The organism is Rhizobium sp. CCGE 510 (assembly GCF_000292525.1).
In the GTDB taxonomy this organism is placed as follows: domain Bacteria; phylum Pseudomonadota; class Alphaproteobacteria; order Rhizobiales; family Rhizobiaceae; genus Rhizobium.
The window spans coordinates 43,195-59,204 of record NZ_AEYF01000055.1; the positions used below are offsets into that span (position 1 = coordinate 43,195).

A 16,010-nucleotide genomic window follows, 5' to 3' on the forward strand; every position below is an offset into this window, starting at 1 on the left:
ATACGCGCATCAAATTCATCTGAAGCCTCCCGATCCCTCAACTCTCTGGGATGATGCATCGGCTGCCAACTTCGGTTTTTAAGCCCAGATCGAGCACGCAGCCGAAACCTCTCTAGGTTCGCTTAAAAACATAACATAAAGATACCATAAAGCTAGTAAGATTTTTCTAGCGATGTAATTTTTTTCATCTAAAATAGAAGGGTACGGACGTTACGTCTGTGCCGCCCAACGATTGCGGTGCGGCATTGAAAACGGCCGCATCCGCAATGCTTAGTGAGAAAAATTATCATTTAAAAACAGCCATACACCGCCACAACGCAATCGAATGACAGACGTGACGATTTTAGCTTTGCCTGCCCCTTTTTGCTGCAATGCAGCGTGATAAACAAGATGTAAGGTCGGGTATTTTTATCGAAATACGGCGGAGGCGCCGTTGACAGCTCATAAAATTTATAACATCATTTACGGCATAAATAACATACTTCTATCACGGAAGCGCTCTTCCTGATGGAGAATTTGCAGGCCCAAGCGGTGGGAGGAGACAGCCGCCGGTCGTGTTGAGGAGGCTTCCAATGCGAATATTCGTCCAGAGTTGCGCTCTTGCGGGTGGCCCGCCGGTTTCTGTTCCGGTGCGGCGCAATGCTTCAGCCCGCGTGCGATCATCATCGCGCTAGCCCTCTCCATCTTGCCATTCCAAGCCAAAGGCCGTCCGGACATGAGTACCTCGCCCGATCATGCAGCATCAAAACCGAGTAGCGGCAATCGCGGGCTCCTTGTCAGCGCGGCGTTGGCAGTCATCGTCGTTGCAGCGATCGCGTTCGACACGACGGTCGTCAAGATCGGCTCCGAAAACGACGTCCGCCAGCAGGCATTCTCTCCGGAAACCTTCGGCGCCGAGCAGTTTCCGAAGATCAAGGCGAATGTCGAGGAGAGGGCGATTGCAGCCGCCGATCTCGCAGCCGCCATTGCCGCCGACAAGAAGGCGGCGGCCGAGAAATACGGTACCGCGACGAGCACCGGGCCGGTCATCCCCGTCACGCTGACCGGCGTTTTCGGCGCCCGCAAGTCGAACACCAACGAAATGAAGATCGATGGGTTGCCTCCCGAGACGGTGGTCCGTGTCCAGACCGGCCCTGCGGTCAACGGCACGGACCTCCGCGACGCAACCGGCACCATCGAATTCGGCCAGTTTACCAACCAGATCCAGTATCAGGATGCCGGCTCGGCCATCAATAACGAGATGAAGAAGGCGGTTTTCGCCGGCCTGGATGCTGACACCCTGGACGGAAAGCAGGCGACCGTCGTCGGCGTCTTCAAGCTCATCAACCCGAAGAACTGGCTCGTCACGCCGGTGAAGGTCGAGCTCAAATGAACCAGCCGCAACGCAGCAACGGGGCGAAAGGCGAGGTCGTCCTCGCTGCCCGCAACATCGCAAAATCCTACGGCAGCGTTCACGCCTTGAAGGGGGTGAACTTCGACATTCACCGCGGCCAGGTCACAACGCTGTTCGGGGAGAACGGCGCGGGCAAGTCGACCTTGATGAAGATCCTCTCGGGTGTCGCGCAGGCAAGCTCCGGCGAGATCATTCTCGACGGCTCGCCGATCAGCTTCAGCTCGTCGACCCATGCGCGCGAGTGCGGGATCTCCATCATCCATCAGGAGCTCAGCCTGGCCCCCAATCTCAGTGTCCGCGACAATATTTTCATGGGCCGGGAGATCGTCAAGGGCGGTCTCGTCGACTTCGCCGAAGAGGAGCGTCAGACCCGGGCGCTGATGGAAGAGCTCGAGGAAGACATAGATCCGCTGACGCGCGTCGAGGATCTTCGCCTCGGCCAGCAGCAGATTGTCGAAATTGCACGAGCCCTCTCCGTCAATTCGCGCATCCTGATCATGGACGAGCCGACCTCGGCGCTGAGCGCGACGGAGGTGGAAGTGCTCTTCAAGGTCATCCACGACCTGACGAGCCGCGGCGTGTCGATCGTCTACATCTCGCATCATCTGGAAGAGGCGCTGCAGATCACCAATCACGCCGTCGTTCTGCGCGACGGAAACATAACGGCCTATGCCGAGCGCAAGGATATCGATCTCGAATGGATCGTCCGCAACATGGTCGGCGAGAATTTCGACCTCGGTAGCCCACCGCAAGGTCACCAGTTCGGAAACGTCTCGCTTTCCATCGAAAACCTCAGTGTCCCCGGTCCCTCCGGCGCTGCTTATAATGCAGTCGATCGTCTGTCTCTCAAGGTGCGTGCCGGCGAAATCGTCTGCATCTACGGGCTGATGGGCGCCGGGCGTACGGAACTGCTCGAGTGCATTGCAGGACGTCTGCGCGCAAGCGGCGGACAGGTTCTGCTCGAAGGACAGGACGTCAGTGGGCTTAGCATCGCCGGGCGCATTGCCACCGGTCTCGTGCTCGTGCCCGAAGATCGCCAGCGCGACGGTCTCGTCCAGACGATGACGGTCGGCTCCAATCTGTCGCTTGCGAGTATCCGCGCCTTCACCAAAGGGCTTTTCACCTCCGGCCATCGGGAGCGCGATCTCGTCAATGACGCGATCCGGCGGGTGCATGTGAAAACCGATGGCGGTGCGGCTTCGATCGGCTCGCTCTCCGGCGGCAACCAGCAGAAGGTCGTTATCGGCAAGATGCTGGCAACCCAGCCGAAGGTCATCCTGCTTGATGAGCCAAGCCGCGGCATCGACATCGGCGCCAAGGCGGAAGTTTTCAAATTGCTCGCGGAGCGCGCCAAGCAGGGATTGGCGGTCGTCTATTCAACGTCCGAGGTCAATGAATGCCTGAGCATCGCGCACCGCATCATCGTCATGCACCGCGGCAGGATATCGGCCGAGTTCGGCTCGGATGTCACCAAGGAAAAGATCATGGCCGCCTCCGGCGAAGCCGTGGTCGCGCACTAGATCAGGATGATTTTAGGCCCGATCGGCCTAAAATCTGAATCCTGATCTAAATCAAAGAAGTAGAGCATGATGTCGTCCGAAAACCGCGCACACTTTTCGGCATCATGCTCTAGCCTGGATTATGGAGCACTGATTATGTCAGTCACGAACATCACCGAAAAGAAATCAGTTTCCAGCGGGCAGAAGCGCAACACCAATATCGTGCGTCTCATCTTGGAAGGCCGTGCCTTCTTCGCGTTGATCGTCATCATCGCGGTCTTCTCGTTCCTGTCACCCTATTACTTCACGCTGAACAATTTCCTGATCATGGCGTCGCACGTCGCGATCTTCGGCATTCTGGCGATCGGCATGCTGCTCGTTATCCTGAATGGCGGTATCGATCTGTCGGTCGGCTCGACACTGGGGCTTGCAGGCTGCATCGCCGGTTTCCTGATGCACGGCGTCACCCTCACCTATTTCGGCGTCATCCTCTATCCGCCGGTCTGGGCCGTCGTCGTCATCACATGTGCGCTCGGTGCGCTGGTCGGTGCGGTCAACGGCGTGCTGATCGCCTATCTCAAGGTGCCGGCCTTCGTCGCCTCACTCGGCGTGCTCTACGTCGCCCGCGGCATCGCTCTTTTGATGACCAACGGCCTGACCTACAACAATCTCGGTGGCCGTCCGGAACTCGGCAATACCGGATTCGACTGGCTCGGCTTCAACCGCCTCGCAGGCATTCCGATCGGGGTCATCGTGCTTGCGGTTCTCGCCATCATTTGCGGCATCGTGCTGAGCCGCACTGCCTTCGGCCGCTGGCTCTACGCCTCAGGTGGGAACGAGCGTGCTGCCGATCTCTCCGGCGTTCCGGTCAAGCGCGTGAAGATCATCGTCTATGTGCTTTCCGGCGTCTGTGCCGCAATCGCCGGCCTGGTCCTCTCCTCGCAGCTGACCTCCGCCGGCCCGACGGCAGGCACAACCTACGAGCTGACGGCGATCGCAGCCGTGGTCATCGGCGGCGCGGCGCTGACCGGCGGCCGCGGTACGGTTCGCGGCACCATGCTCGGCGCCTTCGTCATCGGTTTCCTTTCGGACGGCCTCGTGATCATCGGCGTCTCGGCCTACTGGCAGACAGTCTTTACCGGCGCAGTGATCGTTCTCGCCGTCCTCATGAACAGCATCCAATACGGCCGCCGGGTCAAATCGTCCTGACGGCTGAGACCGAAACTTATCCACGACGGCAGGCTGGAGTCCAGGAAAGCCGATTGGGGAAAGCAACGCCGGATCACCGGCAATAACTGAGCTCACGAATGGGAGAGAGACTATGTTTAAGAAAGGCATGCGCATACTTCTGGCCGCCGCGGCCGTAGCACCGCTTCTGGCAAGCTCGGCTTGGGCAGCGGGCATGATGACGATCATCGTCAACGATCCGTCGAATCCCTATTGGCTGACGGAAGGCAATGTCGCCAAGGCAACTGCCGAAAAGCTGGGCTACACAGCCTCGGTCAACGCCCACAAGGGCGACACCAATACCGAAAGCAACCTGATCGATACCGCGATCACCAACAAGTCGGTGGCGATCATCCTCGACCCGGCAAACGCCGACGGTTCCGTCGGTGCGGTCAAGAAAGCCGTTGCTGCCGGTATCCCGGTCATCCTCGTCAACGCCGAAATCAACCAGGAAGGCCTGGCGAAGGCGCAGCTTGTTTCCAACAACGCACAGGGTGCCGCCCTCGGCGCGCAGCAATGGGTCGAAGCGATCGGCGACAAGGGCAACTATGCCGAACTCTTCGGCGCGCCGTCCGACAACAACGCTGCAACGCGGTCGAATGGCTACGAGACTGTTCTTTCGCAGTATCCGGATCTGAAGAAGGTCGCCAAGGAAGTTGCCAACTGGGACCGCACCCAGGGCCACAACAAGATGCAGTCCATGCTGCAGGCCAACCCGGATATCGTCGGCGTCATCTCGGGCAATGACGAAATGGCACTCGGTGCGATCGCCGCGCTGAAGGAAGCCGGCAAGCTCGCCAATGTTAAGGTCGGCGGCTTCGACGGTTCACCGGACGCCGTTGCTGCCATCAAGGCGGGCGAACTCCAATACACCGTCCTCCAACCGGTTGCCGTCTTCTCTGAAGAAGCCGTCAAGCAGGCAGACAATCTGATCAAGACGGGTAACACGGGTGCGAAGAGCGAGAAGCAGCTCTTCGATTGCCTGTTGATCACCAAGGACAACATCGACAAGTACACCGGCCCGTTCGTTCTGGCGCAGTAAACGGTAAAGGGCGCTCGCAAGAGCGCCCTCATTTTCATGCTGGAAGCGATGGTCGGCGGTCCAACCGCGGGTTGCGTTTCGCCTTTTTGCCTTGGCGCGGCAATCACTGTACGAAGCTGGGATCCATAATTCAGCGACAGGGGTAACCCGTGACACAGAAGACCAGCCGGGACGACGATCTGTTGGACCAGCTCACCAGCGACAGCCGGCAGACGCGCCAGATCGCGCGCCGCCGCATGATTGCAGAGGCCGTAATGGGTGAAGGCTCGATGCGGATTGAAGACCTGACCGACCGCTTTGGGATCAGCCTGATGACGGCTCACCGTGATGTCGATGAACTCGTCAGCCGCGGCCTCTTCAGGAAAACGCGCGGCATCGTCACTGCGGCAGCGACCAATCTCATCGAATCCAGCGACGTCTACCGCGCGAACCGTCAGTCGGTGGAAAAGAAGTTGATCGCCGAGGCGGCAATGCAATTCGTCGAACCGGGACAGGCGATCTTTTTCGATGACTCGACGACGGTACTTCAGATGGCGGCGCATCTGTCTTCGAAGGTGCCGGTCACGGCAATTACCAATTCCCTGACGCTGATGAATGCGCTGACGGGCCTGCATGACGTGACGCTACTCGCCCTCGGCGGCCAATATTACAATTGGTGCAATGCCTTCATGGGTCGCATGACCATCAACGAGATCAAGGCTCTCAGGGCCGATGTCGCGTTCATCTCGATGTCGGCGATCAGCGATGGCACGGTGCTGCACCAGTCTCCTGAAACAGTCGATACCAAGCGCGCCATGTTCGACTGTTCCGTAAAACGCATCCTGCTTGCCGATCATACCAAGTTTGAACGGCGTGCACTTCATAGTTTCGCAGCACTGGATGAGTTCGACGTCGTTATCGTCGATGACAAGACCCAGCCGGTGCACATCGACCGCATGCGGTCCAGAGATATCAACGTGGTCATCGCCAAGGGCGCCGGAGGGCGCTCCTGACGGCGCGGGCCGGTTGTCCCTCATGAGGTGAACGTGAATGCCGACACTGCTCGGGATCGATAGTGGTTTGACAGTCACCAAGGCGGTCATCTTCAATATCGATGGCACGCCGCTTGCTGTCGCCCGGCGCCGCGTCACGCAGTTCATTCCGAAGGCCCGCCATATCGAGCGCGACATGGATGAATTGTGGAACGCGACGGCCGACGCCATCCGCGAAGCGATTTCACTCAGCGGGCGGCCGGCAAGCGACATTGAGGGCATTGCCACTACCGCGCATGGAGACGGCATCTACCTGCTCGATCACGCCCGGAAGCCGCTCGGCCGGGCCATTCTCTCGCTGGACAGCCGAGCAGGGTCGGTCGTCGACCGGTGGACGAAAAGCGACGTCGCCGAGCTGGCGATCGAACTGACGGGACAGATCCCGCACGTCTCCGCGCCATCGGCATTGCTTGCCTGGATCCGCGAAATGGAGCCTGAGCGCTACAAGCGCATCGGCCATTTCTTCAGCTGCAAGGACTGGCTGCGGTTCTGCTTGACCGGGATCATCGGTACGGACCGCACCGAAGCCAGCACCTCCTTCACCAATGTCAAAACGCAGACCTACAGTGAAGATGCCATGCGGCTGTTTGGACTGCAGGATCTCGTCCACGCCCTGCCACCAGCCTCACGCTCCGACCAGATTGTTGGACGCGTTACCCCTGGGGCCGCGCAACTGACTGGCCTTGTCGAGGGAACACCTGTCGTTGCCGGTCTGCATGACGTCACGGCCTCGGCGCTCGGGGCGGGGGGCTATGCCAATGGCGTTGTCGCCGTCATTGCCGGGACCTATTCGATCAACGAGACGCTTTCGTCGGAACCGCGTGTCGACCGGCGCTGGTTCTGCCGCAACGGGATTGCACCCGGCGTCTGGAACAGCATGTCGATCTCTCCGGCATCGACGGCCAATTACGACTGGTTTCTGGACACGCTCTGCGCTGCCGAACGGAAAAATGGCGAGATGCAAGGCAACTCGATCCACGGCTTGCTGGCGCCCGAGATCGAGGCCGCTTTCGAACGCCCCTCGACCGCGCTCTTCCATCCCTATCTGTTCGGCTCGCCGTATGGCGCGGCGGCCAGCGCCGGCTTCTTCGGGCTCGGTGGATGGCACGACCGCGGCGACATGCTGCGCGCCGTGCTTGAGGGCATCGCTTTCAATCATCGCATTCATGTCGACGCGCTTCGCAACGGCTTTGCCTTCGATCGGGCGCGGCTCGCCGGTGGCGTCTCGCGCAATCCTGCCGTCGTGCAAATGTTTGCCGATGTGCTTGGCATGCCGGTCACGGTAACCGAGACGGATGAGGCGGCCGCCTGGGGTGCTGCGCTTTGTGCCGGTTCCGGCGCCGGTATCTTTGCCGATCCGCAGAGCGATCCGCGCGACACGGCTTCCATCGCGAAAACTTGCCGGCCGGATGCGGCGCGCAGCGCGGATTATGAAAAGCGTTACCAGGTGTTCCGCGACATTGCCGACGCAATGGTCCCCCTTTGGTCGAAGATTGCCGCGCTTGCACCGGAGCAATCGGCAAACTGAAAAGACAGATGCCTGCTGCGGCGGGCAATTTAGGACGATGAGCATGACCCCCGATTTGCAGCAACGCTTCTCGAACCTCGGCGAGAACGATATCGACGTTTTGATCATCGGGGCGGGCATCAACGGTGCCGGCCTGTTCCGCGACCTCTCGCTACAGGGTGTCAATTGCCTGATCGTCGACAAGGCCGACTTTGGCTCCGGCACGAGCGCCGCACCATCGCGGCTCATTCACGGCGGCCTGAAATATCTGGAAACGGGTGAGTTCGGGCTGGTGGCGCAGTCGACGCTTGAGCGCAACCTCCTGCTCAAGAACGCGCCGCATTGCGTCGAACCGCTGCCGACCTTCATTCCGGTCTTTTCCTGGACCCGCGGCATCTGGGCAGCGACAAGGACGCTCCTTGGGTCGAAGACGGCGCCACGCAGCCGTGGTGCGGTTCTCATCAAGATCGGGCTTCGGCTCTACGACTTCTTCGGTTCGCGCGACCAGGTCATGCCGCGCCACCGGCTGATCCTGAAGAAACAGGCGCGCAGGGAAATGCCGCATATTACCCCCGCCATCGTCGCCGGCGGCATCTATTACGATGCCAAGATCAGCAGGCCGGAGCGGCTCGTCTATGAACTCGTGAGCGATGGTCTCGACGCGAATGCGAGGAGCCTCGCGGCAAATTTCGCGACACTGGCTGCCGTTTCAGAAGGGCGTTTGACCTTCCGGCAGCCCGATGGTCGCGATGTCACCGTTGCTCCCAAGCTGGTCGTCAATGCGGCAGGTCCTTGGATCGATCACGTCAACACTTTGCTCGGCGCTCCATCGCGGCTGATCGGCGGCACGAAGGGTTCCCATATCCTGCTTGACCATCCCGAATTGGTGCGAAGCCTCAACGGCCATATGATCTATTTCGAGGCCGACGACGGCCGCATCTGCCTGGTCTACGACTATCTCGGGCTGGCACTGGTCGGGTCGACCGACATTCCGGCGGATGATCCGGACAATGTCCGCTGCGAAGAGCCGGAAACCGAGTATTTCCTCGAAAGCGTCCGCTCGCTGTTGCCGACGCTCCGCTTCGATCGCAATCAGATCGTTTACAGCTATAGCGGCATCCGCCCGCTGCCGGCATCGGATGCGACCGCACCGGGGCTGATCAGCCGCGACCACTCCGCGCCGGTGAAGGAACCCGAGGACGGCAGACCTTTTCCGGTCATTTCGCTGGTCGGAGGCAAGTGGACGACGTTCCGCGGTTTTGCCGAAGAGGTCGCCGACACCGTTCTCTCCCGGCTGCAACGCCGCCGCAGCCAGTCGACACGCTATCTGGCGGTCGGCGGCGGCAAGGCCTTTCCGGCTGATGCTGAGCAGCGTAACGCCTGGATCAGCGATGCCGCGGCGCGCAGCGGCGTTGCTGCCGCGCGTGCCGACGAACTACTCGGCCGCTACGGCACGACGGCTGTGGCCCTGCTTTCTTCCCCTTCAAGCTATTCCGACCAACAGCGGCTGACGGGTGCTGCACGTTACAGTCTCCGGGAGATCGACTGGATCGCCCGGAATGAACTCGTTATCCACCTGTCGGACATCGTGATGCGCCGCACGACGCTTGCGATCGAGGGCCGGTTGACGCCGGAAGGCCTGCGGGAAATCGCCAACGTTGCCGGGGCAGCGCTCGACTGGGACGACGAACGAACGGCAAGCGAAATCCAGGAGGTTGTCAGCCAGCTGAGCCGTTTCCACGGCCAAGCACTGACAGGCAAGGTTGCGGCCGAGCCGGAAAAGGCCGCACGCCCGGCCGCAGGCTAACCCAGTTTCACAGGCTAACCCGGTTTCAAGAGAACGCGGGATCGAGGGAACCGGATTTATAACGCTTCGCCATTTCCGAAACGGCAAGGGGCGTGATGCGGCCAGCCATGCCAGCAGTGCCGAACTGTTCGAACCGCTCCTTGCAGAGCTTGGTCAGCGCCGTCATTGCCGGCTTCAGATATTTGCGCGGATCGAACTCGCTTGGGTCCTCCTGCAGCACGCGGCGGATCTGACCGGTCATCGCCATTCTGCCATCGGTGTCGATATTGACCTTACGCACGCCGTTCTTGATGCCGCGCTGGATTTCCTCGACCGGCACTCCCCATGTCGGTTTCATCTGGCCGCCATACTTGTTGATGATCTCCTGCAGCTCAATCGGGACCGAGGACGAGCCATGCATGACGAGATGCGTGTTCGGGAGCTTACGGTGAATTTCTTCGATGACGTTCATCGCCAGCACCGAACCGTCCGGCTTGCGGGTGAACTTGTAGGCGCCATGCGATGTGCCCATCGCGATGGCAAGCGCATCGACCTTGGTTTCGCGCACGAACTTCACGGCTTCGTCCGGATCGGTCAGCAGTTGGTCATGCGAAAGCTTGCCCTCGGCGCCGTGGCCGTCCTCGGCCTCGCCCATGCCGGTCTCCAGGGAACCGAGAACGCCGAGTTCGCCTTCCACCGAGATGCCGCCGAAATGCGCCATATCGGTCACCATCTTGGTGACGCCGACATTATAGGCCCAGTCGGCGGGCGTCTTGGCGTCCGCCTTCAGCGAACCATCCATCATCACCGAAGTGAAACCCGCCTGGATCGCCGTCATGCAGTTGGAGGGATCGTTGCCGTGATCGAGATGCACGCAGACCGGAATATGCGGATAGATTTCGACGACGGCATCCATCATGTGCTTCAGCATGATGTCATTGGCATAGGCGCGGGCTCCGCGCGACGCCTGCATGATAACCGGCGCCTGACAGGCGTCCGCGGCCTCCATGATGGCGAGCGCCTGCTCCATGTTGTTGATGTTGAAAGCGGGAACGCCGTAGCCTTCCTCCGCAGCATGGTCGAGCAGTTGCCTCAGCGTAATGCGTGCCATCCAAGATTCCCCCATATCGATGGTCGCACGAAACGCCGCCATCTCTTCGAGACTAGAGCCCGTGCGTGAGCCGTTCAAGCCTCTTATTTTAACAGCAAAATGGCATAGGAGGAGAACCGCAACAAGCAACAATAACAATAATGTGCATGCCCCGAAGCAAGGCTGTCCGTGGGAAGGATGTGGTTGCTGAGGGCTCGGTCACGCTCGATCTACCGGGCGTCGAGCTGCGTCTTGTCGTGGAAAGGGTGACACCGCTTCGGTTCTTTTCGCTATTGCGTCACACGAAGGACCGCTGAACCCGTTGTCGATCGACCTTCAAGATCCCGATGAGCCTCGACGAGGTCGTCGAATGAATAGATGCGGGTAGGATCGACCCTCAGGACGCCCGATTTTATTGCCGCAAACAGATCGGCGGCCGCCGCAGCGGTCTGGGCAGGCGTTGAAACGTAATGCTGCAGCATTGGCCATGTGAGATGCAGCCCTCGCGGGCCAAGTTCATAGGGATCAATAGGGGTGATTTCGCCGGACACTTTACCGAACTGGACCAAGGTGCCACGAACTTTGAGGACGGCGAGCGAACCACGGAAGGTGTCTTCTCCGACGGAATCAAACACCGCGTCTACGCCAACTCCATCAGTCAGTTCGAAGGTGCGCGCCACGAAATCTTCCGTGCTGTAGTTGATGACGTGATCGCATCCCGCCCGGCGTGCAACGTCTGCCTTGCTTTGGCTGGATACTGTTCCAATGACACGATACCCCAGTGACTTTGCCCACTGCACGAAGATCTGGCCCACGCCACCCGCGGCGGCGTGATAGAGGATCGTGTCGCCGGGCCTTAACGGCACAACGTCCTTGACCAGATATCTTGCCGTCAAACCCTTCAGAAAACTGCCCGCAGCCTGCTCGTCGGAGACGCCGTCCGGTATGATCACCAATCGGTCGGCGGGGTGGAGGCCAGCGCTGGCGTAAGCGCCTGTGCTGTGACCGAAGACGACGCGGTCGCCGACTTTCACAGAGGCAACGTCTCTTCCGACGGCCTCGACGACACCCGCTGCCTCGTTGCCGATAGTTGCGGGAAAGGACGGAACCTCCATCGTGCCGCGTCTGAAATAGACATCCACAAAATTGAGGCCAATGACTGTGCTGCGGACGAGGACCTCTGCGTCACCAGGATCTGGGACCAGGATGTCTTCGAACTTCAGGACCTCAGGCGGACCGTACTCGTGAATGCGTGCTGCTCGTGCTTTGAGCGACATTATGATTTCCTTTCAACGAAATAACGGCACTGTTTTGCGTGGCCGTCACCAAGACTGGCATTCCGCATATTGAACGTTTCCGCTAGGTCGATAGTCCTGTCGTTTTCTCCGCCCCAGGGTTGCCTGCGACCCACGCGTTTCCGGGCGCGCTTCTTGAGCACCTCCCTTAGGATCTGCCGGTCGGTGAACCTACGCACCGCCCGTCGGCTCTTGACCGCGTCACGTCCGTGATCGTTCGCCTCTTGGTCGGGCAATCAGGAGGTATCAATTCGAGACAAGCCGGCCAATTCTGCTCGGTATTAGTCCGCGCACTCCATTTGGTGGCCGAAATCCTCCCGGGGGTTAGACGAAGTCCTACCGACGTCGAGGATATTTGCGGGAGTTGAACAGGCAAATCCGCCGGATGTTTACGCCGAGGCAGCTTATCGTCGGTGGAGGGTTCCGCCCCATCACTATGGTCGCTTCAAGAATGCCGCGGGCTCGTCGGAGCAAATACTCTAACGGATCTGCTCATCACTCGGACCGACTTCGCGATGGAAATGCGGCAGCGTCGGGTATAGGATTGAGGTAAGGTCATCCGCTTGTGACCTGAAGCATCAGGCGCGGAACAACATCATGAACCCCTTATCCCGTTCCAGTCGCGCTCGTGAGCGTTTTCTCGAAGCCATACTCCAGAGTGCCATTGAATATGCAATCATCGCCGTGGATCTCGATTGCCTCGTGACCACCTGGAATGAGGGTGCGCGCCGGATCCTCGGGTGGGAGGAGAATGAAATTGTCGGCCAGCCCATGGCGGTAATTTTCACGCCGGAAGACCGTGAGGCAGGGGTTCCTCAACGGGAAATGGCCGCCGCGTTGACAGAGGGCCACGGAGATGATGAGCGCTGGCACATTCGGAAGGACGGCTCGTTATTCTGGGCGTCCGGCCAGATGATGGCGTTGAGATCGGATGACGGCGAGCTCGAAGGCTTCCTGAAGATTCTCAGAGATCGAACCGAGCAGCGAGACAATGAGGAGCGTCAGCGCATTCTGATGCACGAACTCTCTCATCGCATCAAGAATACGCTGGCCGTCGTCCAGGCTATCACCAACCAAACATTCCGAAGTGCCGTCAGCATGGAGGAGGCGGAGCAGTCGATCTCGGCGCGGATCAATGCTTATGCAAATGCGCATGACATTTTGCTGCAGAAGAACTGGCTGTCCGCGACCATGAATGCGATCGTCGAGGCGACCGCGCTCAATCTCGGACTTGGGTCGAACCGTATCAAGGCAACCGGCCCCGCAGTCAACCTCGCCCCCCAGGCGGCCCTTTCGTTCTCCCTCGTGCTGCACGAACTTGTCACGAACGCGACGAAGTACGGGGCTCTATCGGTGGATACCGGCTCTATCGAAATCGAGTGGTCGGTACGTCAAAACGCCGGCGATGATCGCTTCGACCTCTCTTGGCATGAGCGCGGCGGCCCGGTTGTGGAGGCTCCGAAAAGGAAGGGCTTTGGCTCCAGGCTCATCAATTCCAGCCTCTCCGCATTCGGAGATGTCTCTATCGACTACGCCGAAACAGGCCTCACACTCAGGCTCGACGCGTCGCTCCAGAAGCTGCAGGCTCAAAATTATTCCGACTCTCAGTTATAGATGTGCGGTGCGGCGGTCCGGACCGGAGAGCTACCCTGTATCCAGCTATACCGCTGCCCAAAGGCGTTGGCGCCAATATGAGAGCGTCATTCTCGTCCCGGTCCCAGCCGTTGCTTTCAGCGGTCGCCACAAGAGCTGCATAGTCCGCGCTTGTCCCTTCCAGCTTTTCACCAATCCCGAATCAGCTCCGCCAACGCCTTGTTTGGACGTCTCCCAATGTCCCCGGTGTCGGTCATGCACCGACTTAGAATGGACAGCTCATGCCTATATCCTTTCCGTCTCCCGCGTCGGGGGCCAGAGGATCGCGGCAAACAGCAGCGCGTAGACCAGGGCTCCGGCGACATAGGCGATGCGGGTGGCGAAAGATTCTGCAGCACTCCCCGGCAGAGGCGAGACCCCGAGGCCGAAGAGGATCAGGAATGTCGTCAGGGCGCCGGCGAAAACCGGAGCACCCTTCGAGCGGGCAGCTGCACGTCCTCCGATGAGGAGGACGACGACGAGAGTGATGAGGAAGGTCGACAGAAGGCTCGGGCGCAGCGACAGCGCGGCATAAGCGACGGAGGCGAGCACGCCGCCGAAGAGGTTGACGAGCACGAGCCCGACCGCCGCCCGGGCGCTCGCAGCAACGTCGAGTTGCCCCAGCAGCGACGCCACGGTTATCGGAACGACCGCCGCAGCGGTCAGGTTGTCGCTCGTCAGGCAGATCACAACGGCACCCAGCAGGATGACCGTGTTTGCCATTGCGCGAAACAAGGCCGGCGGCCGCCCGTTGGCCGGCGCCGTCTCGACATTCCGGGAGAACGGCTCGGGAAAGACCGCGTGGGCGAGCCACATCAAAATCGTGCCTGATAACACCCCGGCGACCAGGATCGACAGGATCGAATTAGCGAGCTCCTTGTTCAGAATGCCGAGCAGAGGCACGATAATCGAAACGACAAGCACGAGAAAAACCGCCGCCCCCCCCTTTCCTGTCGACTGTACGAAGAAGCACACAAAATAGGTCAGACCCAGGATCAGAAGAAAGGGCGCCGGACGGTCACCGAGGACATTGGTCAGAACCATCATCGCCGTCCCGGCGATCAGGATGACCATCGCCGCGCCGATGGTCTTGCTAAGTGGCATGGGGTGCGAACTGGCAAGCAGAAACTGGGCGGCAAAGAGCGGACCGAGGAACGGCACGATCGCTCCGGCATAGACTGCAAGCGTGAAGCCGATGGAGACCGCTAAAGCAACCCGCAGCCCCTTGCGTTTCTGCTCCTCGACCGCATGGCTCCTCTCAGTTGACATAGGTCAGTACCGACATGATGCGGATCCAGAGCGATCCCCACGCATTGGTCACCGGGTTATCGCCCGTATAGATGACCACCGTCGCCTGCGAACCGTAGCGCACGCCGCCCTTGGGCCGCTCCGTCTCCTCGATGACGAGCCGGACCGGAAACCGCTGCGCCTCCTGGACCCAGCCACTGTCGTTCCGGATCGTCGGCAATCCGGTATTCGGATCCGTGCTGCCTTGCGATACACCAAAACCAACGCTCTCGACGGTCGCTGGAAACAGTCGGCCCGGAAGGGCGTCGAAAAGGATGTCCGCTTTGTTACCGACGGCGACCTTCTCCAAGCTGTTCTCCTTGAAGGCCGCATTGATCCAGATCGTGCCGGCGTCGATGAAGGTCATGGCTGGCTGGCCGGCCGAGACCACCTTGCCGATGGTGAGCTGAAGGTTGGTGACGACACCGGCGGAGGGCGCGTGGACAGTCGTTCGTACCAGATCGAGCTGTGCCTTCTCCAGTCCCGCAAGGGCAGCACGCAGCTGAGGATTGTCGTTTCCGGACGGGCCGAGCTGCTCTTTCGCCTTGGCAAGGTCGGCCTGTGCCCCCGAAACAGAGGCCTCCGCCTGATCATAGGCGGATTTGGCCGCATCGAACCGTGCCTTGGAGAAGACCCCACGCTTCACGAGCTCGGTCGCTCGGGCATACTGGTCGCGCAAATTGTCTCTGTCGGCCTGTATCTGGACGAGCTTGGCCTGCGCCGCATCGACTGATGCAGTCGATGCCCCAATCGATTGGCCGACACTTGCAAGCGCTGCTTCGGCCTCGCTGACGGCGAGTTCATAGCGCTCGGGATCGATCCGAAAAAGAACCTGATCGGCCTCGACGCGAGAGTTGTCGGCAACCCCGACTTCCACGACCCGCCCGGTGACTTCAGGCGCGATGCCGACGATATAGGCCTGGACCTGAGCCTGGGAGGTCGATGGCGTCCGCCGCTCCATGAAGACGGAGAGGACGAACAGGACGAGCGCCAGCAGGACGACGGCGAGGGCTACCGTGCGGAGTGGATTCCGAGGCGTTGGGGAAATGGCAGGCTCGTCCAAGTTTTCTGGAACCACAGCAATATCCTTCGGATGCGTTTCGTTTCGTGGAAGCGCGGAATTTCAGCGCTGGACGTTTGTCGCGATGGTCGCTACGGGCCGATGGAACGCAAGTAGGTAACCGTAACATACGCCCGGCGATGCCTTACCACCGGCCTGGT

General features: G+C 60.1%; 12 protein-coding genes. 8 read left to right on the plus strand and 4 right to left on the minus strand.

All coding sequences use genetic code 11. From position 1 onward, the window contains the following. Nucleotides 1-715 precede the first annotated feature (715 nt). From RCCGE510_RS31095 to RCCGE510_RS31125, 7 genes are all read left to right on the plus strand, one after another. Complete coding sequence (locus RCCGE510_RS31095) at nucleotides 716-1,372, plus strand: DUF2291 domain-containing protein (RefSeq protein WP_007637088.1); 657 nt, start codon at nucleotides 716-718, stop codon at nucleotides 1,370-1,372. Continuing rightward, nucleotides 1,369-2,913: a sugar ABC transporter ATP-binding protein gene (locus RCCGE510_RS31100; RefSeq protein ID WP_007637091.1), complete on the plus strand. Its 1,545-nt coding sequence runs from the start codon at nucleotides 1,369-1,371 to the stop codon at nucleotides 2,911-2,913. Before RCCGE510_RS31095 ends, RCCGE510_RS31100 begins: the two co-directional genes overlap by 4 nt. Before the next feature lie 135 nt (nucleotides 2,914-3,048). After that, a complete protein-coding gene (locus tag RCCGE510_RS31105; protein WP_007637093.1) occupies nucleotides 3,049-4,101 on the plus strand; it encodes an ABC transporter permease in 1,053 nt (350 codons plus the stop codon). 112 nt (nucleotides 4,102-4,213) lie between these two features. After that, a complete protein-coding gene (locus RCCGE510_RS31110; RefSeq protein WP_003550839.1) occupies nucleotides 4,214-5,161 on the plus strand; it encodes a D-ribose ABC transporter substrate-binding protein in 948 nt (315 codons plus the stop codon). A gap of 149 nt (nucleotides 5,162-5,310) precedes the next feature. After that, on the plus strand, nucleotides 5,311-6,153 hold the full coding sequence (locus RCCGE510_RS31115) for a DeoR/GlpR family DNA-binding transcription regulator (protein ID WP_007637095.1): 843 nt from the start codon (nucleotides 5,311-5,313) through the stop codon (nucleotides 6,151-6,153). A gap of 37 nt (nucleotides 6,154-6,190) precedes the next feature. Further along, entirely contained in the window at nucleotides 6,191-7,720 is a 1,530-nt protein-coding gene (locus RCCGE510_RS31120) for an FGGY-family carbohydrate kinase (RefSeq protein ID WP_007637097.1), read from the plus strand. A 37-nt stretch (nucleotides 7,721-7,757) separates the two neighbouring features. Beyond that, nucleotides 7,758-9,506 (plus strand): glycerol-3-phosphate dehydrogenase/oxidase, encoded by a 1,749-nt coding sequence (locus RCCGE510_RS31125; protein ID WP_037080560.1) that lies wholly within the window; start codon nucleotides 7,758-7,760, stop codon nucleotides 9,504-9,506. A 25-nt stretch (nucleotides 9,507-9,531) separates the two neighbouring features. Here RCCGE510_RS31125 and fba read toward each other — a convergent pair whose 3' ends face one another. After that, the gene (fba, locus tag RCCGE510_RS31130; RefSeq protein ID WP_007637099.1) at nucleotides 9,532-10,596 is read right to left on the minus strand and encodes a class II fructose-bisphosphate aldolase; all 1,065 of its coding nucleotides are present in this window, start codon (nucleotides 10,594-10,596) and stop codon (nucleotides 9,532-9,534) included. 269 nt (nucleotides 10,597-10,865) lie between these two features. Beyond that, nucleotides 10,866-11,852 (minus strand): quinone oxidoreductase, encoded by a 987-nt coding sequence (locus RCCGE510_RS31135; RefSeq protein WP_007637100.1) that lies wholly within the window; start codon nucleotides 11,850-11,852, stop codon nucleotides 10,866-10,868. A 615-nt stretch (nucleotides 11,853-12,467) separates the two neighbouring features. Here RCCGE510_RS31135 and RCCGE510_RS31145 point away from each other — a divergent pair. Beyond that, complete coding sequence (locus RCCGE510_RS31145; RefSeq protein WP_007637101.1) at nucleotides 12,468-13,484, plus strand: HWE histidine kinase domain-containing protein; 1,017 nt, start codon at nucleotides 12,468-12,470, stop codon at nucleotides 13,482-13,484. 264 nt (nucleotides 13,485-13,748) lie between these two features. Here the strand turns inward: RCCGE510_RS31145 and RCCGE510_RS31150 are convergent, their stop codons facing one another. Continuing rightward, the gene (locus RCCGE510_RS31150; protein ID WP_007637102.1) at nucleotides 13,749-14,771 is read right to left on the minus strand and encodes a DUF2955 domain-containing protein; all 1,023 of its coding nucleotides are present in this window, start codon (nucleotides 14,769-14,771) and stop codon (nucleotides 13,749-13,751) included. Then, nucleotides 14,761-15,867, minus strand: a complete 1,107-nt coding sequence (locus RCCGE510_RS31155; protein WP_007637103.1) for an HlyD family secretion protein — start codon at nucleotides 15,865-15,867, stop codon at nucleotides 14,761-14,763. The genes RCCGE510_RS31150 and RCCGE510_RS31155 overlap by 11 nt, the downstream gene beginning before the upstream one ends. Between the last annotated feature and the right edge of the window lie 143 nt (nucleotides 15,868-16,010).

What these genes read in the sequence shown, in the direction of transcription:
- RCCGE510_RS31095 (WP_007637088.1), top strand. Translation starts at nt 716, where the DNA reads ATGAGTACCTCGCCCGATCATGCAGCATCAAAACCGAGTAGCGGCAAT.
- RCCGE510_RS31100 (WP_007637091.1), top strand. Translation starts at nt 1,369, where the DNA reads ATGAACCAGCCGCAACGCAGCAACGGGGCGAAAGGCGAGGTCGTCCTC.
- RCCGE510_RS31105 (WP_007637093.1), top strand. Translation starts at nt 3,049, where the DNA reads ATGTCAGTCACGAACATCACCGAAAAGAAATCAGTTTCCAGCGGGCAG.
- RCCGE510_RS31110 (WP_003550839.1), top strand. Translation starts at nt 4,214, where the DNA reads ATGTTTAAGAAAGGCATGCGCATACTTCTGGCCGCCGCGGCCGTAGCA.
- RCCGE510_RS31120 (WP_007637097.1), top strand. Translation starts at nt 6,191, where the DNA reads ATGCCGACACTGCTCGGGATCGATAGTGGTTTGACAGTCACCAAGGCG.
- RCCGE510_RS31125 (WP_037080560.1), top strand. Translation starts at nt 7,758, where the DNA reads ATGAGCATGACCCCCGATTTGCAGCAACGCTTCTCGAACCTCGGCGAG.
- fba (WP_007637099.1), bottom strand. Translation starts at nt 10,596, where the DNA reads ATGGCACGCATTACGCTGAGGCAACTGCTCGACCATGCTGCGGAGGAA.
- RCCGE510_RS31135 (WP_007637100.1), bottom strand. Translation starts at nt 11,852, where the DNA reads ATGTCGCTCAAAGCACGAGCAGCACGCATTCACGAGTACGGTCCGCCT.
- RCCGE510_RS31145 (WP_007637101.1), top strand. Translation starts at nt 12,468, where the DNA reads ATGAACCCCTTATCCCGTTCCAGTCGCGCTCGTGAGCGTTTTCTCGAA.
- RCCGE510_RS31150 (WP_007637102.1), bottom strand. Translation starts at nt 14,771, where the DNA reads ATGTCAACTGAGAGGAGCCATGCGGTCGAGGAGCAGAAACGCAAGGGG.